This is a genomic window from Aeromonas sp. s6, assembly GCF_040907815.1.
In the GTDB taxonomy this organism is placed as follows: Bacteria; Pseudomonadota; Gammaproteobacteria; order Enterobacterales; family Aeromonadaceae; genus Aeromonas; species Aeromonas caviae.
In genome coordinates this window covers 1-24,250 of the sequence record NZ_JBFOCN010000044.1, presented here as the reverse complement: position 1 = coordinate 24,250, position 24,250 = coordinate 1, and the positions used below count along the sequence as shown (strand labels likewise).

The 24,250-nt window shown below is 62.4% G+C and carries 19 protein-coding genes and 2 tRNA genes; 13 read left to right on the top strand and 8 right to left on the bottom strand.

Translation table 11 applies throughout. The features are described 5' to 3' along the window. Positions 1-290 precede the first annotated feature (290 nt). Both AB5Y50_RS06545 and AB5Y50_RS06540 read left to right on the top strand, forming a co-directional pair. Entirely contained in the window at positions 291-1,391 is a 1,101-nt protein-coding gene (locus AB5Y50_RS06545) for a porin (RefSeq protein ID WP_323582859.1), read from the top strand. Positions 1,392-1,726: 335 nt separating this feature from the next. Next, positions 1,727-2,671, top strand: a complete 945-nt coding sequence (locus AB5Y50_RS06540) for a chemotaxis protein CheV (protein WP_103858195.1) — start codon at positions 1,727-1,729, stop codon at positions 2,669-2,671. Between the two features lie 87 nt (positions 2,672-2,758). Here the strand turns inward: AB5Y50_RS06540 and AB5Y50_RS06535 are convergent, their stop codons facing one another. Then, positions 2,759-3,367 carry an arylesterase gene (locus AB5Y50_RS06535; RefSeq protein ID WP_103858194.1) on the bottom strand — a complete coding sequence of 203 codons (609 nt, stop codon included), beginning with the start codon at positions 3,365-3,367 and terminating at the stop codon, positions 2,759-2,761. A gap of 57 nt (positions 3,368-3,424) precedes the next feature. Between AB5Y50_RS06535 and AB5Y50_RS06530 the strand changes: the two genes are divergently transcribed. Together AB5Y50_RS06530 and AB5Y50_RS06525 are read left to right on the top strand one after the other, a co-directional pair. Then, positions 3,425-4,135 carry an ABC transporter ATP-binding protein gene (locus AB5Y50_RS06530; RefSeq protein ID WP_042016058.1) on the top strand — a complete coding sequence of 237 codons (711 nt, stop codon included), beginning with the start codon at positions 3,425-3,427 and terminating at the stop codon, positions 4,133-4,135. A gap of 64 nt (positions 4,136-4,199) precedes the next feature. After that, entirely contained in the window at positions 4,200-6,641 is a 2,442-nt protein-coding gene (locus tag AB5Y50_RS06525; RefSeq protein ID WP_103858202.1) for an ABC transporter permease, read from the top strand. 42 nt (positions 6,642-6,683) lie between these two features. Here AB5Y50_RS06525 and AB5Y50_RS06520 read toward each other — a convergent pair whose 3' ends face one another. Then, on the bottom strand, positions 6,684-7,589 hold the full coding sequence (locus AB5Y50_RS06520) for a TIGR01777 family oxidoreductase (protein ID WP_052815202.1): 906 nt from the start codon (positions 7,587-7,589) through the stop codon (positions 6,684-6,686). Positions 7,590-7,834: 245 nt separating this feature from the next. On the opposite strand from AB5Y50_RS06520, the gene AB5Y50_RS06515 reads away from it, so the two are divergent. After that, positions 7,835-9,376 (top strand): cyclic diguanylate phosphodiesterase, encoded by a 1,542-nt coding sequence (locus AB5Y50_RS06515; RefSeq protein ID WP_128297353.1) that lies wholly within the window; start codon positions 7,835-7,837, stop codon positions 9,374-9,376. 63 nt (positions 9,377-9,439) lie between these two features. On the opposite strand, the gene AB5Y50_RS06510 is transcribed toward AB5Y50_RS06515, so the two are convergent. Together AB5Y50_RS06510 and AB5Y50_RS06505 are read right to left on the bottom strand one after the other, a co-directional pair. Beyond that, entirely contained in the window at positions 9,440-10,621 is a 1,182-nt protein-coding gene (locus tag AB5Y50_RS06510) for a PLP-dependent aminotransferase family protein (protein ID WP_323582857.1), read from the bottom strand. A 199-nt stretch (positions 10,622-10,820) separates the two neighbouring features. Then, positions 10,821-11,888 carry a M28 family metallopeptidase gene (locus tag AB5Y50_RS06505; protein WP_010675502.1) on the bottom strand — a complete coding sequence of 356 codons (1,068 nt, stop codon included), beginning with the start codon at positions 11,886-11,888 and terminating at the stop codon, positions 10,821-10,823. 260 nt (positions 11,889-12,148) lie between these two features. On the opposite strand from AB5Y50_RS06505, the gene trmB reads away from it, so the two are divergent. The 5 genes from trmB (at position 12,149) to AB5Y50_RS06480 (ending at position 15,950) form a co-directional block, all read left to right on the top strand. Beyond that, positions 12,149-12,862, top strand: a complete 714-nt coding sequence (gene trmB / locus AB5Y50_RS06500; protein ID WP_010675501.1) for a tRNA (guanosine(46)-N7)-methyltransferase TrmB — start codon at positions 12,149-12,151, stop codon at positions 12,860-12,862. 26 nt (positions 12,863-12,888) lie between these two features. Next, positions 12,889-13,221 carry a YggL family protein gene (locus tag AB5Y50_RS06495; RefSeq protein WP_010675500.1) on the top strand — a complete coding sequence of 111 codons (333 nt, stop codon included), beginning with the start codon at positions 12,889-12,891 and terminating at the stop codon, positions 13,219-13,221. Between the two features lie 96 nt (positions 13,222-13,317). Then, positions 13,318-14,238, top strand: coding sequence for a glutaminase B (gene glsB, locus AB5Y50_RS06490; protein WP_010675499.1), 921 nt, complete (start codon positions 13,318-13,320; stop codon positions 14,236-14,238). Between the two features lie 29 nt (positions 14,239-14,267). Further along, positions 14,268-15,560 (top strand): sulfurtransferase, encoded by a 1,293-nt coding sequence (locus AB5Y50_RS06485; protein WP_104455348.1) that lies wholly within the window; start codon positions 14,268-14,270, stop codon positions 15,558-15,560. Between the two features lie 183 nt (positions 15,561-15,743). Then, positions 15,744-15,950: a YgdI/YgdR family lipoprotein gene (locus tag AB5Y50_RS06480; RefSeq protein ID WP_010675497.1), complete on the top strand. Its 207-nt coding sequence runs from the start codon at positions 15,744-15,746 to the stop codon at positions 15,948-15,950. A 55-nt stretch (positions 15,951-16,005) separates the two neighbouring features. Here AB5Y50_RS06480 and AB5Y50_RS06475 read toward each other — a convergent pair whose 3' ends face one another. Further along, complete coding sequence (locus AB5Y50_RS06475) at positions 16,006-19,566, bottom strand: ATP-binding cassette domain-containing protein (protein ID WP_368162484.1); 3,561 nt, start codon at positions 19,564-19,566, stop codon at positions 16,006-16,008. Between the two features lie 97 nt (positions 19,567-19,663). Then, positions 19,664-20,941, bottom strand: a complete 1,278-nt coding sequence (locus AB5Y50_RS06470; protein WP_010675495.1) for an alpha/beta fold hydrolase — start codon at positions 20,939-20,941, stop codon at positions 19,664-19,666. Positions 20,942-21,177: 236 nt separating this feature from the next. Here AB5Y50_RS06470 and AB5Y50_RS06465 point away from each other — a divergent pair, with 236 nt between their 5' ends. Together AB5Y50_RS06465 and AB5Y50_RS06460 are read left to right on the top strand one after the other, a co-directional pair. Further along, the gene (locus AB5Y50_RS06465) at positions 21,178-21,312 is read left to right on the top strand and encodes a hypothetical protein (protein ID WP_080560565.1); all 135 of its coding nucleotides are present in this window, start codon (positions 21,178-21,180) and stop codon (positions 21,310-21,312) included. A 155-nt stretch (positions 21,313-21,467) separates the two neighbouring features. Next, the gene (locus AB5Y50_RS06460) at positions 21,468-21,689 is read left to right on the top strand and encodes a hypothetical protein (RefSeq protein WP_010675494.1); all 222 of its coding nucleotides are present in this window, start codon (positions 21,468-21,470) and stop codon (positions 21,687-21,689) included. A 64-nt stretch (positions 21,690-21,753) separates the two neighbouring features. On the opposite strand, the gene AB5Y50_RS06455 is transcribed toward AB5Y50_RS06460, so the two are convergent. Both AB5Y50_RS06455 and AB5Y50_RS06450 read right to left on the bottom strand, forming a co-directional pair. Next, positions 21,754-21,829 (bottom strand) — tRNA-Asn (locus AB5Y50_RS06455). Between the two features lie 5 nt (positions 21,830-21,834). Next, positions 21,835-21,910: transfer RNA gene (locus AB5Y50_RS06450), tRNA-Phe, on the bottom strand. A gap of 720 nt (positions 21,911-22,630) precedes the next feature. On the opposite strand from AB5Y50_RS06450, the gene AB5Y50_RS06445 reads away from it, so the two are divergent. Further along, positions 22,631-23,788: a site-specific integrase gene (locus AB5Y50_RS06445; RefSeq protein WP_160171061.1), complete on the top strand. Its 1,158-nt coding sequence runs from the start codon at positions 22,631-22,633 to the stop codon at positions 23,786-23,788. The last annotated feature ends 462 nt before the right edge of the window (positions 23,789-24,250 follow it).

The window sequence follows — 24,250 nt, the reverse complement described above, 5'->3', positions numbered from 1 at the left end:
TATGAGGCGAACGCCGATGTGAACGGCGCTCGCAATATTTTAGCGGCGGGACACGCCGTTTTAGCCTGTGGAGGCGTGGTGCAATCAGGCCGCCCGATGAAGCAGGAACCCGGTACTGCGCGAGCAGCTATCACCCAGTAATGGGAATCCCCCTCCTGTGACGCGAAGCGCTAAGGTGGGGGAGGATGTCAACAAGGTTTCCGGATCTACCTTAGGCCATCGGCACATCAACCGATCATCACGACCGAACTCTGGTCTGACAGAGAGTGCTTACACCTGAGGAAAGAACAATGAAAAAGACAGCATTGACGATGGCCATCTCCAGCCTGCTGCTGGCCGGTGGTGCACAGGCCGCCAACGTTTACGATCAGAATGGTACCAAACTGGACATCGGCGGCCGCGTCAACGGCATGTACTACGGCACCGATGACAACGCCACCGAAGGCGATGCCAGCTACCTGCGTCTGCACATCGCAGGTGAAACCAAGGTTGACGAGGATCTGACCGCGTTCGGCTTCGCCGAGTACAACCTGCCGGTCTCCGGTTCTGACAACGACGAGCTGCGTTACGCCTATACGGGCATCAAGCACGATCGCTTCGGTGCCTTCAGCTACGGCCGCCAGGACGGTCTGTTCACCAAGGCGGTGAACAACTACACCGACGTGCTGCCGGAGTGGGGTGGTGATGGTCTGGGCAAGGACACCGAGGTGTTCGGCACCGGTCGTACCAACGGCCTGGCCCAGTACATGTACAACTGGCAGGGGCTGACCCTGGGTGCCCAGTTCACCGGCAACAACGACCCGCAGAACGCGAGCCGCAGCGAGCGCGTCGGCCCGAACAGCACCTGGAGCCCGAAAGGTTCTTCCGAGGGGTATGCCCTCTCTGCCAACTATGACTTCAACATGGGCCTGAGCCTGGGTGCCGCCTACAACCAGGCTGGCAAGACCGACGAGCAGGCCGAGAACGTGAGCTTCGGCGGCGACAACGACGCCAAGCTGTTCGGGGTGGGCGCCAAGTATGCCGTCGGCAACCTCTACATGGCCGCCACCTACTCCCACGGTGAAGATCACCTCTTCGTGGACACCGGCTCCATGCGCGGTTACGCCGAGAAGATGGATGGCTACGAAGCGGTCGTGCAGTACAACATCACGCCGAAGTTCAAGCCCTCTCTGGCCTACCTGCGTACCGACGTGAAGGACAGCGCTCACGGCATCGATGACACCGCGACCGAATACGTCTCCGTGGGTGCCTGGTACAACTTCACCGACAACTTCAATGCCTACGTGGACTACAAGATCAACCTGCTGGACGAAGTGGGTTCCACCGGCAAGAACAGCCTGAACAAGTCCACCGACGACATCGTCGCCGTGGCCCTGCAGTACAACTTCTAAGTCGTCCCAGACGCACTGCACATCCCAGGACCGGCCCATGTGGCCGGTCTTTTCGTTGCTGGCGGACCGCGCTGGATGACAAGAGCGGCACGCCGGGGTTCAGCAATGGCCCCGTGTGGTCGATACCCTTGTTGTCGGGGCCGGTGCGTGGCTGTGCTTGCCATGAGGCAGTGATGGGGCGATGATCACGCCCCGTGGTCAAGATCCTATCTTTCCTCGACGCTTTTCATTATTTCTATATAGGCTTGCGTTGTCCCGACAGGGAAAGCGGGGCTGGTTGGCATGTCGCAGCTCCGGTGCGGGGCAATTTCGGGAAATGGACGTAAGGGCGTTATATGGCGAGCATATTGGATTCAGTGGATCAACGTACCCAGCTTGTAGGGGAGAATCGCCTGGAACTGCTGATGTTCCGTTTGGGTGCCCAGCAACTGTTTGCGATCAACGTCTTCAAGGTGCGGGAAGTGGTCAAGCTGCCCCATCTGAACAAGATGCCGGGGTCCCACCACAACATCAGCGGCGTCGCCAACATTCGCGGCGTCTCCATCCCCGTCATCAACCTGCGCGGTGCCATCGGGATGCGTCCCATGGTCATCGATCAGGAGTCCAACCTCATCATCACCGAGTACAACCGCACCATTCAGGGATTCCTGGTGGGGCAGGTGGCCCACATCGTCAACATGACCTGGAAGGACATACTGCCGCCGCCCCGTTCGGCGGGTCGTGCCAACTACCTCACCGCCATTACCCGCATCCCGGAAGGGGGGGTCGACCAGATTGTCGAGATCATCGACGTGGAGAAGGTGCTGGCGGAGATCATCACCTATGACGTGCGCATCTCGTCCGAGGTGCTGGACGAGGAGATCCTGCCCCAGATGCAGGGACGCCGGGTGCTCATCGTCGATGACTCCAGCACGGCCCGCAACCAGGTGCGCGAGACCCTCGCCCAGCTCGGGCTCGAGGTCATCGAGTGCCAGGACGGCTTGCAGGCCCTCAAGTTGCTCAAGGGGTGGTGCGATGCGGGCAAGAAGGTGACCGACGAGATCATGCTGATGATCACGGACGCCGAGATGCCGGAGATGGATGGTTATCGCCTGACTCACGAGGTGCGCAGCGATCCGCGCATGTCCGATCTCTTCATCACCCTCAATACCTCCCTGAGCGGCAACTTCAACGAGGCCATGGTCAAGAAGGTGGGGTGTGATCGCTTCATCTCCAAATTCCAGCCCGACTTGCTGGTGGACGTGGCACAGCAGCGGATGCGGCAGATCCTGGGCCGTTGAACCCGGCACGCCGAACCATGAAAAAGCCCCCGCCATGCGGGGGCTTTTTGCTGGGCAAGGGGAAGGGCCAGGGGCCCGGCCACCGGGCTACTGAGTCAGCAGAGGCTCGACAAAGCGGGCGACCTTGTCGCGGATCCGGGGCTGGGCGGTGGCCGTCGGGTGCAGTCCATCGTTCATCATGAGTTCAGGGCGCAGCACAATATCATCCAGAAAGAAGGGCATCAGCGGTAGGTCGTTGGCCTTCGCAAGATCCGGGAAGATCTGCTCGAACTGTTGCAGATAGCGCGCCCCATAGTTGCGGGGCAGCAGGATCTGGGTCAGCACCGTCTTCGCCTGGTGCGCCCGAGCGAGCTCGATCATCTTGGTCAGGTTGGCCCGGGTGATGGCGGGAGCAAAGCCCCGCAGCCCGTCGTTGGCGCCGAGTTCGATCAACACCCAGTCCGGTTTGTGGGTTTCGAGCAGAGCGGGCAGGCGGGCCAGGCCGCCCTGGGTCGTTTCACCGCTGATGCTGGCATTGATGAGGGTGTGTTCTCCCCCCTGCTGCTGCCACTTTTCATTGAGCAGGGCAGGCCAGCTCTGTTCGGCCTGCATCTGGTAGCCGGCACTCAGGCTGTCGCCCAGTACCAGCAGGGTCTGGGCCTGGACGGACGCTGCCCAGCAGCACAGGCAACTCACGGCAAACAAGAGACGCATCATGCAGTCAACTCCCACGTTCTATTGTCATTACAGGTTCAGGCAAACAGGATACCCAAGATGAGTTCAACGCCCATTATCGCCGTCAGGGGGCTCGGTAAAACCGTTCGCCTCGGTCAGGAAAGCCTCACCATCCTTGAAGGGATCGATCTGCAAGTCAATACCGGCGAGACGCTGGCGCTGGTCGGTGCGTCCGGTTCCGGCAAGTCCACCCTGCTCGGTTTGCTGGCCGGTCTCGATCTGCCGAGCAGCGGCGAGATAGAGATCCTCGGCCACTCCCTCACCCGGCTGGACGAGGAGGGACGCGCCAGGCTGCGGGCCGAGCAGGTGGGGTTCGTGTTCCAGTCGTTCCTGCTGCTACCCACCCTGAGCGCCCTGGAAAACGTCATGTTGCCGGCCGAGCTGCGGGGGGAGACCGACAGCGAGCCCCGTGCCCGGGAGCTGCTGGCCCAGGTCGGTCTGGGAGAGCGGTTGCACCACCTACCGCCGCGCCTCTCCGGCGGCGAGCAGCAGCGGGTCGCCATTGCCCGTGCCTTCATGACCCGCCCCAGCCTGCTGCTGGCGGACGAGCCCACCGGCAACCTCGACAGCAAGACAGGGGAGACGGTGATCGAACTGCTGTTTCGTCTCAACCGCGAGCACAACACCACCCTGGTGGTGGTGACCCATGACCATGAGCTGGCCCAGCGCTGCCAGCGGCAGCTGGTGATGTCAGCCGGGCGGCTGGAGGCACAGGCTGTCATGGCGGCCAGGGTGGGAGAGCTGTCATGAGTCAGTGGAGACAGAGCTGCACCAGGGGATCGTTGGCAGCAGCATGGACGGTGAGGGAGGCGTCATGAGTCAGTGGCGACTGGGATTGAAGCTGCTGCGCCGGGAAGGGTTCAGCGGCGAGCTGCGCTGGTTTGTGCTGGCGCTGGCGCTGAGCGTCGCCTGCGTGCTCAGCGTGGCTCTGGTGGCGGATCGGCTGGACGTGGGGCTCAAGGCCTCCGGGCGGGATTTCATCGGAGGGGACAGGGTGCTGCGCTCCGCGACGCCGGCACCGGCAGAGTGGCTGGCGCAGGCGCATCAGGAGGGGCTGGCCGTGCAGACCACGGTCAGCTTCAACAGCATGCTGTTTCACGGTGATACCCTGCAACTGGCCTCCATCCGCGCCGTGCCCGGGGATTTTCCCTTCTACGGCAAGCTGGAGCTCACTCCCCAGCGCGCCCCGGCGCCCGGCGAGATCTGGCTCTCCGCCAGGGTGATGCAACTGCTCGGCGCCAAGGTGGGGGAGGCACTCGAGGTCGGCAACACCCGGCTGACGGTGGCAGGGGAGCTGGGCCAGGAGCCGGATCAGGGGTTCAGCCCCTTCCAGATGGCGCCAAGGGCCTTGATCCACAGCGCCGATATCGAGGCGACCGGGGCCCTGCTGCCGGGCAGTCGCCAGCAGTGGCGCTATCTCGTCAAGGGGCCCCGTGACGCCATCGCCCGCTATGAGGCCTGGCTCAACACCAGGCTGAGCGCCGGGCAGAAGCTCGTCAAACCCGACGATCAGGGTACCCAGGTGGGGAAATCCCTGGGCAATGCCGAGCGCTTCTTCCGTCTGGCATCCCTTGCCGGCGTGCTGCTCGGCGCCCTGGCCATGGGGATAGCGGTGCGCCATTTCGCCGAGCGCCAGACCAACATGGTGGCCCTGCTCAAGACCCTGGGGGCCTCGCGGCGCACCCTGTGGCAACTGATGGGCACCCTGCTGTTCTCCCTGACCCTGGTGGGGGCCCTGATGGGGCTGGTGGCGGGCAGCGCCATGCAGTGGCTGACCCTGAACCTGCTGGGGGATCTGCTGCCTGCGGATCTGCCGCCCCCCTCCTGGCGACCCTTCGCCCTGGGCCTTGCGGTCGCCTTCTTCATCACCCTGATGCTGGCGTTCGTCCCCTTCCTGAGGCTGCTCAAGGTACCGCCGCTGCGGGTGCTGCGCCGGGAGCTGGAGGCGGGGATCCCTCCCTGGCTGACGGTGCCCGTGGGGCTCATCGGGCTGTTTGCCCTGGTGTGGGGCTTTACCGCCGACATCAGGCTGGCCTGCGGGCTCATCGGCGGCATGGGGGTGTTGATGGCGCTGCTGGCCCTGCTCGCCTCCGTGCTGCTGCGTCTTGGCAGTCGGCTCAAGGGGCCCCATGCCCTGCGCCTGGCCATCAATCACCTCTCCCGTGAGCGGGGCAGTGGTCTGTTCCAGCTGGCGGGTTTCGCCCTGGCCCTGATGCTGTTCGGGCTGCTGTGGGCGGCGCGGGTCGATCTGCTGGAGGATTTTTCCACCCGGTTGCCTGCCGACGCCCCGAACCGCTTCCTGGTCAATGTGGCGGACAGCGAGCGGGAAGGGATCCTGGCCGATCTGCACCGGGCCGGGGCCATCACCTCGGACTTCTACCCCATGGTGCGCGGGCGCCTGACCCGTATCGCTGGTGAGGCGGTGGGGGAGGATGCGGCGCGGGAGGGGGTGGACAGAGAGCTCAACTTCACCACCACATCGGCCCTGCCCGCCGACAACAAGGTCACTGCCGGTCAATGGCTGGCCGGCAAGGGGGAGGTCTCCGTCGATGAGGCGCTGGCGGGACGGCTCGGCATCGCGCTCGGAGACGTGCTCGGCTTCACCATAGAGGGGCGGGCGTTCGAGGCCAGGGTGACCAGCCTGAGGTCCATCAAGTGGGACAACATGAGGCCGAACTTCTACATGATCTTCTCGCCGGACGTGCTGGCCCCCTTCTCCCAGACCTGGCTCGGCAGCTATCGTCTACCGCCTGAGGGGCGAGGGGCAGAGGTGGAACTCATCCGCCGCCACCCCACGGTGAGCCTCATCGATGTGGAGGATCTGATAGGCCGCCTCACACTGGTCTCCGATCAGGTGAGCCGCGCCCTGGGGTTGATGCTCGGGCTGGTGACGGTAGCCGCCCTGCTGGTGCTGCTGACCCAGACCCAGGCCGGCATGGCCCATCGGCGCCGGGAGCTGCTGCTGATGCGCACCTTGGGGGCGGGCAGCGCCCTGCTCGAGAAGATGCTGCGCTGGGAGCTGGTGGCGAGCGGTGCCCTGGCAGGGCTCTGCGCCGCCATGGTGGTGGAGCTCTGCTCCTTCGGTCTGCAGTGGTGGTGGGAGGGAGCGCAGTGGCAGTTCCACTGGGCCATCTGGGCTGCACTCCCCCTGCTTGGGGCCGTGCTGGTGACCCTGGCTGGACAGGGCATGCGCCGCCAACTGCTGGCGGGTACCCTGAGCGACCGGCTCAGGGGACTGGGGCAGGGGCTGCTCTGATGGCTCGACACATCCCGACCTCGGTCGGGATGTGTCATTGGGTCAACGGGGTGAGTGCAGCAGATTGTCCAGAGCGCCGGGCAGGGCCGAGAAGCTGAAGTGAAAACCGGCCTGCTGCAAACGGGCGGGCAGCACGTGCTGTCCGGTGAGCAGCAGATCCGCCGCCTCTCCCATCAGGAGTCGCAGGAGGGGTGCCGGTACGAAGAAGAGGTGCGGTCGATGGAGCGTGGCGGCCAGGGTCTCGCTGAACCGGCGATTGCTGACCGGTTGCGGGGCCGTGCCGTTGAAGATGCCGTCACACTCGCCGTGCTCGATGAGAAACAGCATGGCCCGCACCAGATCCTGCACGTGGATCCAGCTCATCATCTGGGTGCCGCTGCCCATGGGGCCGCCGAGGCCGAGGCGGTAAGGGGGCAGCATCCTGGGCAAGGCGCCCCCCTCCATGCCGAGTACCAGGCCGATGCGCAGGATGCAGACCCGGGTCTGGGCCGAGCGGGCCTGCTGGGCAAGCTGCTCCCACTGCTGACAGAGACGGTGGGTGAATTCGTCGTGAGGGCTCTGGCATGTTTCATCCAGAGGAGCGTCATCCTGGCGGCCATACCAGCCGATGGCGGAGGCATTGAGCAGCAATCTGGGGGGCGTGCTGGATAGTTTGACGAGATCCACCAGCTGTTCGGTCAGCAGCCAGCGGCTGTTGCAGAGCAACTGCTTGCGGGACTCGCTCCAGCGTCCGGCGGCGATGGGTTCGCCGGCCAGGTTGATGACGATGTCCACGTCATTGAGGTGATCCAGCCTGTCCAGGCTGTCCAGCAGGGTGACATCGTGGCCGAGCAGCTCGTAGGCCCGGCTGCCCTGGCGGGTCAGCACGACTACTTCGTGCGCCACCTTGAGGTGTGCCACCAGACGGCGGCCGATAAACCCCGTGCCCCCCGTGATCAGTATCTTCATGTCCTGCCTCCCTGACGCTCTAGGGTCTACTCTAGAGCCTGGGTGCCCGATGGACAATCTCCTGTTTTTATGAGCATTATGATTTTTGTCTCCCAAGACGCCGCCCCCTTTATCCACGGGGTTGCCGGGCGTTGCGACCACGGGGGGCGCCGTGGCGCGGCGGTATCAGGGGCTCATTCCGGCTTGCCAAACGGGCGCCAGCGGGTAAACTCGAGCGCTTTTTCGCCATGTTCATGAGGGCCGTTATGCCATTTCGACGTTTGAAGGTGCGTCAATTCTATGTCCGGCTGCTCTGTGCCTTGCTGGCCGGTCTGTTGCCCATGCTCCTTGGGCTCGTCATCGTCATCTGGCAGACCGCCACCGGCGTGAAACAGGATGCGGTGGCGCGCCTGGAACATGCCAGGGTCATGTTCGACCGCACTCTGGACAATGCCCAGTTGGCGGCGTCGGCCCTCACCGGCAGCCTGGACAGGCCCTGTCTCGAGGTGGTGCAGGGGCTCAGGGATCAGGTGGCCACGGTGCCGGATGTGCGCAGCGTCAACCTGGCCAGGGGGGATCGGATCTACTGCTCTTCCCTCTATGGCCCGGTCGATGGCGGCATCAAACTGGATGACTATGTCGGGGGCAGGCTCGACCTGATGAAGGGCAACCCGGTCACCCCGAATCGCCCCCTCATCGCCTACCGGGAAGAGGTGGGCGAGTTCAGCGTGCTGGTGGGGGTCGACGGCTACTACCTGCTCAACATCCTGGACATGCTGAGCCGCAACTCCCCACTGGGGCTGGTGGTCGGCAACGAGATGCTGCTGCGAAACAGCGAGCTCACCGACAAGCTGATCCCCAAGGACCGCAGTGGCTATCTCGAACAGGTCTCGACCAGGTACCCGTTCAAGGTAGTGACCACGGTGTCGGTGGATGAGTACCGTGCCCACATCTGGGACTACTCCAAGGTGGGCGTCATTATTTATCCTCTGCTGAGCCTGCTGCTCGGGGTGGCGGTCTTCTGGCTGATGGGCCGTTCGACTTCGCCGGCCCAGGAGCTGAAACGGGCACTGTCCCAGCAGGAGTTCATCCCCTATCTGCAACCCGTGGTGAACGGGGAGGACGGCCAATGGAGCGGTTGCGAGGTGCTGATGCGCTGGCAACACCCCCGTCAGGGGATGATCTCGCCGGATCGCTTCATTCCCCTGGCAGAGGACAGTGGTCTCATCGTGCCCATGACCCGGCTGCTGATGGCGCAGGTGCGCGAACAGTTTGCGGGCAAGGCGCACCATCTGCCGCGAGGGTTCCACTTCGGCTTCAACATCAGCGCCAGCCACTGCAAGGATCTGAGCCTGGTGGAAGATTGCCGGGATTTCATCAACGCCTTCAAGGGGAATCCCATCAAGCTGGTGCTGGAGCTGACCGAGCGCGAGCTCATCGTGGCGGACGAGACGACGGACCGGCTCTTTGCCGAGCTGCATGCCCTCGGGGTCTTCATCGCCATCGACGATTTCGGCACCGGCCACTCCAGCCTGACCTACCTGCAGACCTTCCAGGTCGACTTCCTCAAGATCGATCAGAGCTTCGTCGGCATGATTGGGTCGGACGCGCTCTCCAGCCACATCGTGGAGAACGTCATCGATCTGGCGACCCGGCTCGGTCTGCAACTGGTGGCGGAAGGGGTGGAGAATCAGGTGCAGGCCGACTATCTGAAGGCCCGAGAGGTGACCTTCCTGCAGGGCTATCTGTTTGGCAGGCCCATGCCCATGAAGGAGTTTGTCAGCCAGCTGGCCGGGCAGGGGCGCTGAGGGGCAAGCGCGAGGCAAAAAAAACCAGCGACCGGGTCGCTGGTTTTTTTATGGCCGGATGGCTCAGAGCATGCGGGCCAGGGCGCGGCACAGACGCTGAACCCCCTCTTCCGTGGTCGCCTCATCCACACAGGAGAAGCTCAGGCGCAGGGTGTTCTGGATCTCGGGGCGCACATAGAAGGGGGCGCCGGGCACGAAGGCAACCTTCTCCTTGATGGCCTCGTCGAACAGGGCCATGGCACTGACGCTGGGCGGCAGGGTCAGCCAGAGGAACATGCCCCCTTCGGGACGGGTGTAGCTGACGCCGGGCGGACAGTGGCGGGCGAGGGCGGCTTCCATGGCGGCACGCTGGCGACCATAGACCTCCTTGATCTTCTCCAGGTGAGCGTCGAGGGAGTTGTCGGTCAGGAAGCGGTGCAGCACCTGCTGGCTGAAGGCGTTGCTGTGCAGGTCGGTGGCCTGCTTGGCGATGGTGACCTTTTTGCGCAGCCAGTCCGGCACCACCATCCACCCCAGGCGGAAGGCGGGCACCACCGTCTTGGAGAAGGACCCGAGCAGCACGGTGTTGTGGGGGGCCAGCTTGGCGATGGGGGGCAGGTGCTCCCCTTCGAAGCGCAGCTCGCCATAGGGGTCGTCTTCCACCATCAGCAGATCGTGGCGCACCAGGCGCTCCGCCAGGGCTTCCCGGTTGGCGCGGCTGTAGGAAACACCGCTCGGGTTCTGGAAGTTGGGCACGCCGTAGAGCAGCCTGGCGCTGGAGCCCTGCTCCAGCAGCGCATCCAGCGCGGCCAGATCCAGCCCCTCTTCCGCCAGGGTGATGGGCTTGAAGTTCGGTTGATAGACGGAGAACGCCTGGATGGCGCCAAGGTAGCCCGGCTCTTCGATGATGAGATCCTGCCCCTCGTTCACCAGCACCTTGCCCAGCAGATCCAGCGCCTGCTGGGAGCCGCTGGTGATGAGGATGTTGTCAGGATTGACGGTCATGCCGTGGCGGCTCAGGTAGCGATCGGCGATGAACTGGCGCAGCGGGGCAAAGCCCTCGGTGGTGGCGTATTGCAGCGCGGCGGCTCCCTGCTCGCACAGCACGTCCTGGCACGCTTGCTCGATGGCCTTGACCGGGAACAGATGAGGGTTGGGCAGGCCGCCGGCGAAGGAGATGATCTCCGGATTGGCGGCAACTTTGAGGATTTCACGGATAAAGGAAGGCTCGACCTTCTCGAAGCGCTGGGCAAAAAACGGCTGCATAGGGTTCTCTCTGACTAGGTGGCGGTCGCTCCATTCAACCGCCAGGTTATCCGTTTGTATCAGATTTCAGAAATGAGGCAATGGCTGTCACAAAAATCCATAAAAAAGGGCAGGTTTGGCACCTGCCCGAATTTTATCGTCCCGACCCCGGTCAGGGGCGCAAAAACCCCTGTCAGGGGGACATCGGGCGGGATGGGGCTCAGAGCCCCGGTGCCTTGAGGAAGCGGATCATCAGGTCGGTGTTGGCCCCGAGCTGCTGCTCGATCCGGCCCGGGAAGAGCTCGGCCATCTTGTCGAGGCGATCATGCTCCGTGTGCCAGATCTTGCCCCACTGGGTCTCGCTGTCCCGGTCGCAGGCGCTCTTGGTGGCGTCGTCGTAGCAGTCCCACAGCGCCGGATTGGTGCTCTGGGAGTAGCCGTCATAGCCATCTTCCCCGTTGATGGTGAAGTTGGTGGCCTCCACGTAGGCGATGGGCACCCCCAGGCAGGCAAAGGGGGCATGATCGGACCAGCTGCCGGTCTCCCCTTCCGGGTAGCCGCTGTAGCTGGGGTGAATGGCGAACGGGGTGGCGGTCTGCTGGGAGATGGCCAGCAGGCGATCGCGCACCTTGGGATCGAAGCTGTAGCGGCTCGGGTCGGCGCAGTTGTACTCGGCCACGTCGGAGTGGGCCGAGTGGACATAGACGATGTCACCCCCGGCGATGGTGTCGTAGTTCACCATGGCCAGCAGCTTGGCGACGGCATTGGTGTCGAGACTGGCGGCATAGGCTTTGGAGCCGTTGAGGCCGTTTTCCTCGGCGCCGAAGAAGGCGAAGCGCACCGTGTAGGGCAGGGTCTCTCCCTTGAGTGCCTCGGCAACCGCCAGCAGGGCGGCGACGCCGGCCCCGTTGTCGGTGGCGCCTTCGGATCCTTTCTTCTCGCCGGTGCTGTCATAGTGGGCACCGATGAGGATCACCTTGTCGCTCTGACCCTTGAGCTCGGCGACGATGTTCTGGGAGGTTCGGTCTGTGCCGCCCCGGGTGTAGGTGAACGGCTGGTTCTGCACCTCGTAACCCCAGCCGGCCAGGTGATCCTGGATCCAGGCGGCGGCGCGGGTTTCGGCCTCGGTGCCAGTGGGGCGAGCGCCTATCCCTTCTGCGCCAGAGCTCAGTTGCACCAGAAATTCATGGGCCTGAGCGGCGGGGGCAGGGGGTTGGGAGTCGTTGTCAGAGGGGTTGCAACCGGCCAGCAGGGCAGGCAGGACGAGGGCCAACAGGGTTTTCTTCATACTGCAATCCTTTGTTGTATATGGTTTTATTTTTCCGCATCAGGATGAACCCGACGTCCGACAGATTCTGTGAAGGGGGTGGCATTTGTCAACCTTGCTGGTGGAAGTGGGCAGTCCCGGGGGATTTGTTGTGGGAAACACTTGCGCCTTGTGCCTATCTTGGGATAATTCGCTCCCCTGTTTTTGCGAACTGATGCAATAACGAGCGATCCATTTATGTCGGCTCTGTTCCAGAGCGATGCAATAACGAGCAATTTACTATGTCTGTGACCCAAGATGTGTTTAACGAAGACGGCAAGTTCATGCGCAAGATCCGCAGCTTCGTCCGTCGCGAAGGCCGCCTGACCAAAGGGCAGGAGAAGGCCCTGGAAGAGCTCTGGCCGGTCATGGGCATCGATTTCGCACCAGAGCCGCTCGACATGGTGGCCCTGTTTGGCCGCGAGGCACCCGTGGTGCTGGAGATCGGGTTCGGCATGGGCGCCTCCCTGGTGGAGATGGCCAAGAACGCCCCCGAGAAGAACTTTATCGGCATCGAGGTGCACTCTCCGGGTGTGGGCGCCTGCCTTGGCACCGCCCAGGAGGCGGGCGTCACCAACCTGCGCGTCATCTGCCACGATGCGGTGGAAGTGCTGGAGCACATGATCCCGAACGGTTCTCTCTCCTGCCTGCAGCTCTTCTTCCCTGACCCCTGGCACAAGAGCCGCCACCACAAGCGCCGCATCGTGCAGCCTGCCTTTGCCCAGGATATCCGCCAGAAGCTTGCCATCGGTGGCGTCTTCCACATGGCCACCGACTGGGAGAACTACGCCGAGCACATGCTGGAGGTGATGAGTGCCGCCGAGGGGTACGAGAACACCTCCGCCACCGGCAACTGGGTGCCCCGTCCCGACTGGCGCCCCCTGACCAAATTCGAGCAGCGTGGCCATCGTCTGGGCCACGGTGTCTGGGATCTGATTTTCAAACGAGTCAACTGAGTCAACGTATCAACTAAGGAGCTATCATGGCCAACCGTAGCCGCCGTCTGCGTAAGAAACTGCGCGTCGATGAATTCCAGGAAATGGGGTTCGACATCAGTTTCAACTTCCCGGTCGGCACCGCCGAAGAGACCATTGATGCCGTGGTCGATGCGCTGATCGACGAGGTGATCGAACCTCGCAAGCTGGCCTTCGCCGGCTCGGGTCACCTGGCCTGGGAAGGGATGGTCTGCACCCAGCAGCTCGGCAAGTGCACCGACGAAGACCGTTCCGCCGTTCAGACCTGGCTGCAAGGCAAAGGGCTGGAGGCCGTGGTGGTCACCGAGCTGTTCGATCTCTGGTACGGCGAGCCGGCCTGATATCTGACTGCCTCCCGGGCAGATAGAAAATCCCGCCGCCGGCGGGATTTTTGTCGGTGGGCTGGCCCCGCCTCGTTTCACGTCATGGAATAGCCAATGGTGTTGTCATCCGAATTACTGGCCGGCATCCTGGAAGAGGTGCGTCCGCTGCTCGGGCAGGGGAAGGTGGCCGATTACATTCCCGCCCTGGCCCAGGTGCCTGCCGACCGGCTGGGGATCGCGGTCTGTACCGTTGAAGGGGAATTGTTCACCGCAGGTGACGCTTTCGAGCCTTTCTCCATCCAGAGTATCTCCAAGGCCCTGAGCCTCACGCTGGCCTTGACCCTCTATCAGGAGGAGGAGATCTGGGCCAGGGTGGGCAAGGAGCCCTCCGGCCAGCCGTTCAACTCCCTCGTCCAGCTGGAGTTCGAGCAGGGTATTCCCCGCAACCCCTTCATCAACGCCGGTGCCCTGGTGGTGAGCGATCTGCTGGAAACCCGGCTCACCGCTCCTCGCCAACGCACTCTGGAGCTGGTGCGCCGCCTGTGCGGCAACCCGGCCATCATGGCGGATCAGGTGGTGGCGCGCTCCGAGTACCAGCACTCCGCCCGCAATGCCGCCATCGCCTATCTGATGAAGGCCTATGGCAACTTCGAGAACGAGGTGGACAAGGTATTGCAGAGCTACTTCAATGCCTGCGCCATCCGCATGAGCTGCGTCGATCTGGCACGAGCCTTCGTCTATCTGGCCAACCGGGGTGTCCCTCTTGGCGAGAGCACGCCCCTGCTGCCGGCCCGGACCACCAAGCAGGTCAATGCCCTGCTCGCGACCTGCGGCCTCTATGACGAGGCGGGCGACTTCGCCTACCGGGTCGGCATGCCGGGGAAATCCGGGGTGGGGGGCGGCATCATGGCGCTGATCCCGGGAGAGCTTTCCATCTGCGTCTGGTCACCCGAGCTCAACAAGGCGGGCAACTCCCTGGCCGGGACGGCGGCGCTGGAGCTGCTGGCCGAGCGCCTGGGCCGCTCCATTTTTTAACTCTCTTCACTATGCATCGAGACGACATCATGAAACGAATGACTGGACTGTGGCGAAGCTGCCTGACCGCCTTGCTGCTCTGGTGTGCCTGGCCCGCGCTGGCCGCCGAGCTGCCCCCGCTCTCCCTGGCGGATGCCAAGGGCAAGGAGGCGGTGATCCTGGATACCCGCCCGAGCTATTTCTACCAGGGCTGGCCCATGGATGGGGAGAAGCAGGGGGGCCATGTGGCCGGTGCCGAGCTGCTCTCCGCAGAGTGGAAATACAGTGACGAGGAGTGGCCTGTGGCGCTTGCGAGCAAGGGGCTGAAGGCCGACAAACCCGTCGCCCTTTATGGCACCCCTCGCGAGGTGGCCGAGGTGGCCCGTCTGCTGCGCCAGCAGGGCATCAAGCAGCTGTTCGAGCTGCAGGGATGGAAAGAGGCGCCCCGGGAGCACCTGGCACGCTGGCAGCAGCTGGTCCATCCGCTCTGGTTGGCGGACTTGCAGGCAGGCAAACCGGTCATCGCCGCCCCCAAGGGGGAGTGGAAGGTGTTCGAGGTGGACTGGGGATCCCCCAAGGCCTATCTGCTGAGCCACATTCCGGGAGCCGGCTACATCGACACCAACCGGCTGGAAGGGGAGCCGCTGTGGAACAAGGTCTCTGACGAGGCGCTCAAGGCGCTGCTGCTGGAGAACGGCATCCGTCATGACACCACCGTCATCCTCTATGGCCGCAACACCATGGCGGCGGCCCGTGCGGCCCATCTGATGATGTATGCGGGGGTCGAGGATGTGCGGCTGCTGGATGGCGGGCTGGAGGCCTGGTTCGTGCAGCATCTGCGCACCGAGACCGGGCTGGCCAACAAGTTCACCCCGGCCAAGGAGTTTGGCGTGGCCATCCCGGCCCATCCCGAGTACTACACCACCCTTGACCAGGCCAAGGCCCTGCTCAAGCAGCCGGACGGCGCCCTGGTCAGCGTGCGCACCTGGGACGAGTTCGTGGGCAATACCTCGGGCTACAGCTACATCAAGCCCAAGGGGGACATTCCCGGGGCCAGATGGGGTCATGGCGGGGTGGATGCCAACAGCATGAGCGACTTCCACAACCCGGACGGCACCATGAAGCCCGCCCGCGAGATCCTCGCCATGTGGGATGAGTGGAATATCGAGCCGACCCAGCAGGCCGCTTTCTACTGCGGCACCGGCTGGCGCGCCTCCGAGGCGTTCTTCTACGCCTGGTTGATGGACTGGAAGCGGATCAGCGTCTACGATGGCGGCTGGTTCGAGTGGAGCATGGATCCGGCCAACCCCACCGTCACCGGCGAGCGCAAGCCGGGCAAGTAACTAATAATCCAGAGCAGGCCGGACAGATGTCCGGTCTTTCTTTTCTTGATAGATCATTTTCAATGGCTATAGCAGGTGGATTCTTTCTGTGAATCCTGTTGCTGCAATCAAGGTAAACGGGCCATCTGGTTGAGCTAGGCTTCATCTATCACCGCCAGGGTGAGCGTGAAGAAGGGGAGAGTGATGAAAGCTGTGATGATGCTGATTTGTCTGTTGGGATTGGCGGGGTGCAGCTCCCAATACATCATGAGCACCAAGGATGGCAAGATGATTGCCACCGACAGCAAACCCAGGTTGGACGAGACCACAGGCATGTATCGCTATTACGATGAAGAGGGGAGGGAAGTGCATATCAACAAGGACGACATCACCCAGATCATGGAGCGTTGAGGCTCTCCTCAAGCAACAAGGGCTGCCCGGGGGCAGCCCTTGTTATTTTTGGTGCTCATGCCGTCTGGGGCACCTGACGGTTGACCTGGCCGGCAAACAGCTGGTGGAAGCGGGAGTGGGAGTTGGCCAGCAGGCTCACCGGCGACCCCTGCTCCACCACGGTGCCGGCCTCCATCACCACCACCTTGTCCACCGACAAGAGCGGCTCCAGGTGGTGGGCGATCACCAGATAGCTGGCCTCCGGCCGGTAGCGGTAGAGCAGCTCCGCCATCTTGCGCATGCCGCCGTGATCGAGGTCCGAGGTGGCCTCGTCCAGCACGATGAGCGGTCGGCGCGACAGCAGGATGCGGGCGATCACCAGCAACTGGGTCTCGCCAGCGGAGAGTTGCAGCCTGTCGAGATCCTCGTCCAGCCGCCCGGCGCAGCGCTCGGCCAGTCCCACCCGGGCAAGCGCCTGCTCAAGCATGGCGTCCTCATGCTCGGTCAGGGGCGCCAGATTGGCCCGCAAGGAGCCAAAGAAGGTGAGCGGGATCTGGGAGACGGTGTCGTAGAGATCGCGCACCGCCTCCGGTGCAAGTCGTGACAGTGGCTGATTGCCGTAAAAGATCTCCCCCTGGGAGGCGGGATACATGGCCTGCAATACCCCCAGCAGGGAGCTTTTGCCTGCCCCGGTACGCCCGCACACACCCACCTTTTCACCGGGGGCCAGTTCGAAGTTGACCTTGTGCAGCGCCCACTGGCTGGTCTGGGGGTAGCGCAGCCCCAGGTTGTCGAAGCGCACCGCAGGGTGAGGGGTGGCGAGGGCCTCCCCCTCCTGGCGCTCGCTCTCTATTTCGCTGTATTCGCGCACCCGCTCTACCGCGTTCATCACCTGTTCCACTTCGGCAAAGGTACGGATGAGGGAGTTGAGCATGGCGGAAGCGGTAAAGGCATAGGTGATGGCAACCGCCCCCAGCAGCGGGCTGTTGCCAAAGGCCACCATCAGCGCCACGGCCCCCACCAGGGCGGCGGAGAGCAGGGTCTGGTGCATGCCGAGCCAGCGGTTGATGGAGGTGGTGGTGTACCAGCTGCGCAGGTTGTTGTCATAGTGGTGCAGCACCTGGTCCAGCGCGAAACGCTCGGCCCCGGCCAGGCGCAGGGCGGGGGCGCCGCGGATGGTCTCGCTGATGCTGATGTAGAGCGGGGAGCGCAGCACCGAGGACTGGCGCCGCAGCTTGAGTTGCACCGCCCGGTAGCGGCGCTGCAACACATAGAGCGCCCATCCCACCAGGGGGGCGATGAGCAGCAGCAGGGGAATATTGATGCCGATCACCACCACCTGCAAGGCCACGGACACCAGCATGCCGAACAGTCCCACCAGCATGGAGAGCAGCATCTCTTGCGCCTCCCCCAGATCCCGGTCGAAGCGGTTGAGGATGCGCCCCTGGGGCACCTTGTCGAAGAAGGCCATGGGGGCGCGGCTGATGCGCCCCAGCATGCCGTCAAACAGGGTCCAGGCCAGCTTGAGGCCAAGGGTGTAGTTGATGACCCGTACCGCCATGATGCAGGCGAGGGAGCCCGCCCCCAGCAGCACATAGATGCCGAGCAGGGTCGTGACGTCGCTCACCTCGGCCTTGCCGCCGAGCCAGAGATCCGAGGCGATGCGCAGCCCTTCCTGGCCCAGGGTGAGCAGCAGGACGAGCAGGATGGCACCGGGGGCGGCGAGGCGCTGCCACATGAAGCCAAACAGCCCCCAGTCCACCTTGCCCTCCACCACTTTCTCCTCGCTGAACTGCTCCGCCTCCTGAGGGGGCACCGGCGGGGCGGGCTGGGGATGCTGGACAAGATCCGCCAACTGGTGGGCATCGAGCTCCACCAGGCGCCCCTGCTCGATGCGGATCACCCGATCGCACCTGGCCAGCACATCCGGATCGTGGCTCACCAGGAGCCGGGTCGGCCCCGGCTTGAAGACGAGCCCCTGCTCCAGTACCTGGGCCGCGACCATGGGGTCGAGCGCAGACAAGGGGTTGTCCAGCAGGAGGATATCGGCCCGGGCGTAGAGGGCGCGAGCCAGGGCGACCCGCTGCTGCTGGCCGCCGGAGAGGCGGGTGCCGAGCTCCCCCACCAGGGTTTGATCCCCGTGGCTGAGCAGCGCGAGATCGGCCGTGAGGGCGCAGGCGCCGAGCACCCAACGATAGCGCTCGGCGTGCCAGGGCTGGCCGAACAGGATGTTGTTGCGGATGGTGTCGTTCATCAGCCAGGGCTTGTGGCCCAGATGGGCAACCCGGCCGTGGCGACGGATGCTGCCGGCAAACTCGCTGTCAAAGCCGGCAACCAGATGCAGCAGGCAGCTCTTGCCCGCCCCGGTGGCCCCGGTGATCCCCACGAGCTCCCCCGGTGCGATGGCGAGGTTGGCTCCCTCGAGCACCGGTTTTTGCTGGTGCAGGGCGGTGACGTTGTCGAGCCGCAGGCTGCCCACCGGCAAGCTGGGATCGGTGAGATCCCGATGCTGTTCCGGGCTGTTCAGGAACTCGCACAGCCGGTTGAAGCCGGTGTTGAAGTTGATCAGGGTGCGGATGAGGTAGGGCAGTCGCATCATGGGAATGCGCAGCACGGTAAACAGGGCGATGGTGGTGAACACCTGGGGCAGGGTGAGGGTGTTGCCCGACGCCAGGTAGGTGGTGAAGGTGGCCAGGGTCACTAGCAGGGGAGTGCTCAGCATCAGCCCTTCGTTGATAGCATCGAGCCTGAGCACCCTGCCCAGCACTCCCAACTCCTGCTGGCGCTTGGTGTTGGCCGCCCGGGTGAAGAAGGGGCCAAGCCCGTTCTGGCGCACCAGCCGCAGCTTCTTGATGTATTCCGCCAGGATGCCGTTGCGCTCGTCCTGTTGACGCTTGAGCTGCTGCTCCTGCTGGTTCATGCGCCGTACCACCCGGGTGGAGATGAGCAGCAGCAGGGCCAGCACCGCGAAGCCCACCAGACCGGCACTGCCCACCTGCCACACCAGCAGGGCGATGGTGCCGATGAGTTGCAGCGCCATGGTGACCGGCATGGCGGGGTCAGCCAGGATCCAGGTGATGTCCCACACGTCCCGGTTGATGAGGTTCTGAACCCGGCCGCCGGCCCTGTCGTCGAAGCTCTTGCCACCCTGCTTCATCACCTTGGCGAGCAGGGATTCGGCCAGCAGACGGCGGATGGGCACGTGCATCTTGAGGGCCAGTTGCAGGGAGTGCTCCGCCAGCATGCCGGCGGCGAGCACGGAGGCGAACAGGGCCAGGGCCAGCAGCAGCTTGTGGCCGGTGGTGGCATCGGTGCCGAGCTGGGTCATGCTGTGGTTGAGCAGCCAGGGGCTGGTCAGGGTGGCGAGCATGCCGAGCAGTTGCAGCAGGGTGAGCAGGCCAATTCGTCCCTTGTAATGACGCCAGATAAAGGCGGTCAGGGGCCAGGGGCGCACCGGCTGGCGGGCGGTGAGCGCGAGGAAGGCGTCGGCGCGGCCGTCGCGCCTGTCTTCCGGCAGCAGGGGATAAAGATCGTCGAGACTGACCTGGGGCTGGGTCAGCCCCTTGCGCAGCAGCGGGCCGGTCCAGCGATAGAAGAGGCGACTCAGCCAGCCGGTCGAGATTTCCGGATGATCCAATGGGTGTCCTTGTTGTTTTGTGTTGCTTCCATGGGCGGGGCGGCTCATGGGCCGCCCTCGAACTTGTTGTCTTGCTGCGGGCGTGCGCCCGGCGGGATCAGCGATCCCGGTTCATGCGGATGAGCCGATCCAGGATCCGCTCGCCATCGACCCGCAGGCCGTTGTGTTCGTACTCGTTGGTGATCCAGGCGCGGCTGTTGCCAAGCCCCTTCAGGGTGTCGCGGCTGTAGTCAAACTCCACGTACATGTCCTCGGCATAGACGGCGCAGGCCACCGGCACAGTGTTGCGGGCCAGCTGCGCCGGATCGTAGAGGGGGCCCCAGTCCGCTTTCTGGGCCAGCAGGTGGGCGGCCTCCTTCAGGGGAATGAGCTCGCGGAACTGCTCGAACATCCAGGGGAAGATCATCTCGCCGGTGAAGGCGAAATCTTTGCCGGGCGCCCAGGCCAGGGCAGGAAACTCCCTTCTCACCCGCTCGGCCGCCCAGTTGCTAGCACTCCCTTCGCAATAGATGAGCTCGTGCAGGATGGCGAACACCGGGTTGGTGTTGAACGGCTGCATGGCCTGCACCTGATAGAGGAAGGCGGGGTTGAGGCGTTCGCCGATGAAGGCGTCTTCCAGCAGGTAGTAAAGTGCCTCGAAGGCGCCGCTGGCCCCAAGATCCAGCCCCTGCTGCTGCAACTGCTCCACCGTCAGGCGCTGGCCGTTGGGCAGGCGCACGTCGTGGTGGTGCAGGTGGTTGGCCAGCCGGTTGACCAGGGCCTGGGCATGGGGGAAGCGGGTGAAGAAGGCGCGGTTCTTGTCCGCCACCCGCTGGTAGGTGGCGCGGTAGACCTCATCCGCACTGCGCCCGATGGGTGCCACCCCGCCGGTGAGGTAGACCTCGTGCAGACACCGCGGGAACAACGAGAGGTAGGTGAGGCTGCAAAAGCCGCCGAAACTCTGGCCGAGCAGGCTCCAGGGGCGCCCCGGGCTCAGCACCTCGCGAATGCATTCAGCGTCGCGCACTATGTTGTCGGCGCGAAAATGGCCGAGGTAATCCGCCTGCTCATATGGGGTCATCCCCGCCAGGGCGTCAGCACTGATGGGGGTGGAGTGGCCGGTGCCGCGCTGATCGAGCAGCAGCACCCGAAACTCCTGCAGGGCCCGCTTGATCCAGCCGCCATCGGCGGTCGGGCGAGGAGCGCCAAAGCCCGGGCCCCCCTGCAAATAGAGCAGCCAGGGCAGGTCATCATCCAGCTTGTCCTTGCGGCAGAGGGTGCGGCCAAACAGGGTGAGGGTCGCCTCCTCGTCGGGATGCTGGTGGTCGAGGGGCACGGTAAAAAAGTGTGGCTCGCAATGGATGCCATCCAGCACATAGTGCAAGGGGCTGCTCATCTGGGGTCTCCCTGAGGGTAGGAAAATCGTCGGCCTCATCATAGCCCTGGCGCAGGGGCGGGTCACGCCGGTTTTCCAGATTGTTAACAGAGATGGAGTCTGAGGTCGGTGCCCTACAAGGTGTGGTTTCGCCGCAGTTGACGGCGGGCTGCAACTGGACAAAGATGAGCCGCCTGCCGGGACGGGCAGGGATAGGTCAGCACCCCGGGTGCAGGAAACTGGATGGAGTTGGCTCGATGAAGCCGAGATGGATACGTGTTCGCAAGAGACGCACACAGAGGGATCCGGAGGGGGTGCTGCAGGTGGGTTTGCTGGTGTTCAGCGCCACCTGTGGTGCCACTCTGTTGCTGGCGGCCTGCAACGGCGGTTAGCTGAGTGAAACAGACCCGCTTGTCATGAGCGGGTTTTTTCATGCCGGAGCAGAAGGTCGGGACCTGCCTGTAGCCCTTTGCTGACGCGGGTTTGCGGTATGCAGAGTACGGCTGCTATGGTCAATTTACGACCGGATCCACACAGGGAGGCGATCATGAACAGTCGTGAAAAAGTCCTGGCTCATTTGGCCACAGATCACCGGGTTGCAGGATTGACCGCCGGCGAGGCACTGGCTGGCATGAGCCACTCGATGAGTTCGCTCCTGCTGCAACAGGATCAGCACTTCTTCCGCCGCCATGCGGACGACCCCTGCCACGAAGTCGCCCGGGCCTGCTCGGCCGGACACGTATGGCATGGGGACGAAAACCACTACTAGCCCCGGCATGTGAGTAAATGACAGATGCAAAAAGGCCCGCTCATCTGAGCGGGCCTTTCGAATTTGGCTCCTCCTACTGGACTTGAACCAGTGACATACGGATTAACAGTCCGCCGTTCTACCGACTGAACTAAGGAGGAATAGTTGGTGCCCAGAGACGGAATCGAACCGCCGACACGGGGATTTTCAATCCCCTGCTCTACCGACTGAGCTATCTGGGCAACGGCGCGCATTAAACCCTTTCTGGACTGGGGTGTCAACCTTGCTGCCCCAGTTTCTGGCATGTTTTTGCATAGGGTGAACCAAGTGGCGAGATAGTGAGCAAGGAACCCCTGAGTCCACACCGGGATCCGGTTGTCGGTATGTTCTTCTATCGAGGTTTTTTCCCTTTATGGAATTACCTTTTCGCTCTCTCACCCACCCCGAGCCCCCAACAAATGAGCCCATTTTTTGGCAAAAAACTGATGAACTAATGTGCATGTTTTTTGTGCGCTGAAAAGTTACCAGAAATTGACCAGACAGGGTTTGCTGTGTCGCTGCCTCTGTACCTCCGGTCGTCAGCTCCTCAGCGTCCCTGTGAAGAAGAGAAATGATGGTGTTTCGGCGGGGGAACTCAAATTTATTGTGATGGGCATCACAAAAATGGATCTTGGTTACACCCCCAAAAGGGACTCAATCGAATGGATTTTTCGGATTGGCAAATTACGATCACCCCAACAAATCAGGGGTGTTTGTCACGAGATTCAGAAAGTCGGTCTCCAGAGCGGGATCTGATATTTGCCTCTGAATCGTCCTCTCTAGGCGGCATCCAGAGTCTTCAAACATAAAAAAGGCATTAAATATCAATGCGGTGACTGCTTTTTGTACAGTTGTTCTTTGGCTATGAAAATGCAAAATGCCCATAACCGTCAATCCCGGCGGTTATGGTTAGAGAGGTAGTTGTGAGCAGCGAAGTGTCAACGCCAACTGCTAAAAGCAGGCTGGGGTCGTGTGGAGAACACGTCTCCAAACAAAAAGAGGTGAAAGACGAGTACGTCCCTTGGCTCGCATGGGTCACATATACATCTGGTGCCAGGGTCGGCTACTTCAATGTGCACAGAAACAATCAGCGTTATCGGTTTAAGATCGCGAGCACCAGTGAGGCTAGCCTCAAAGTGACACGCGATAAAGCACGTAAACTGATGGCGGAGCTCATCACAGATCCTGATGGATTCAAGCAAGCCTATCGCGCTAGTTTATCGGTAGAGCGCTTCATTTATGATGATTACCTACCCGCAGTGCAGGAAACTCATCGTTCTATCAGGACTATAAAGTCCCGTATAAAGCCAATCGTAGCAGCTTTAGGGCACAAGCCATTGAACCGTGTCATTCGTGATGACATCGAGCGCTTTCAAGTGGAGCAAGCTAAAACCAAATCTGTTGCTACGGTGAATCGCTACCTAGCACAGATCAAGGCTATTGCGACCTTCGCGGTGGAGCGCGGCATACTCAAATCGTCTCCCGCAGCAGGTATTCCCGCCAAATACGAGCCTGTCCTGCCTCCCAAAGGCTTACCCGATGAGGCAGTCAATAAGCTGGTCGCTCGCTTGATGGAAGACATTGACGAGGAAAAGGCTCGTCTGTTGCTGTTCCTGTTCGCAACGGGCTCCCGGATGGGAGAAGCCAGAGCTCTAAAGCTGCAAGATTGCGATCTCAATCGACAAATAGCGTACCTACCTACCAGTAAGTCTGGTCGGGAAAGGCTAATACCGCTTAATCAATTCGCTCTGGAGTTAATTCGACTTCAACTTCAGCGCCATGGCACGACAGGTCTGCTGTTTCGAGGCCAGGACGGTGTCTCTCCCATTTCAGAACCACGTCGGTATTGGTACCGAGTCTGCAATGATTGTGGGCTATCAGAGGTACGCATCCACGATGCCCGTCATACCGTCGCTACTTCACTGCTGAACAAGGGCTGTTCGCTCGATGTATTGCAGAAAGTCCTAGGCCACAGCTCTCCTCGGATGACTGAAAGGTACGCACGTTATCATGATAAGACGCTGGTCAAGGCCGTAAACGAATTACACACCTTATGGGACCTCCCCAATCTCACCTGCTAACCAACTTTAGGAGATGGGGGAGAGAGACTCCCCCATTAATGATTATGCATCGTTCCAAAAAAAAAGATAATAACGGTAAACTGAATCGTTTCATTACTGATAGGACGCATCAAAGAAGGGGCTCACTAGGTTCCCTCCATATTGCTAATCAGGTTGTGCCGCCGACAGACTCGGTACCTGACTCGGATCAGGAGGCACCCGCGCCAGAATCGGTTCCTGTCTCTGCTATGGAAGGTGCGAATAAGCGGGGAAATTCTTCTCGGCTGACTCAGTCATTTCATTTCTTCATGTTTGAGCCGATTTTTTCTCCCGTAAATGCCTTGAATCAGCCTATTTAGACCGTTTCTTCGCCATTTAAGGCGTTATCCCCAGTTTTTAGTGAGATCTCTCCCACTGACGTATCATTTGGTCCGCCCGAAACAGGTTGGCCAGCGTGAATAACATCGCCAGTTGGTTATCGTT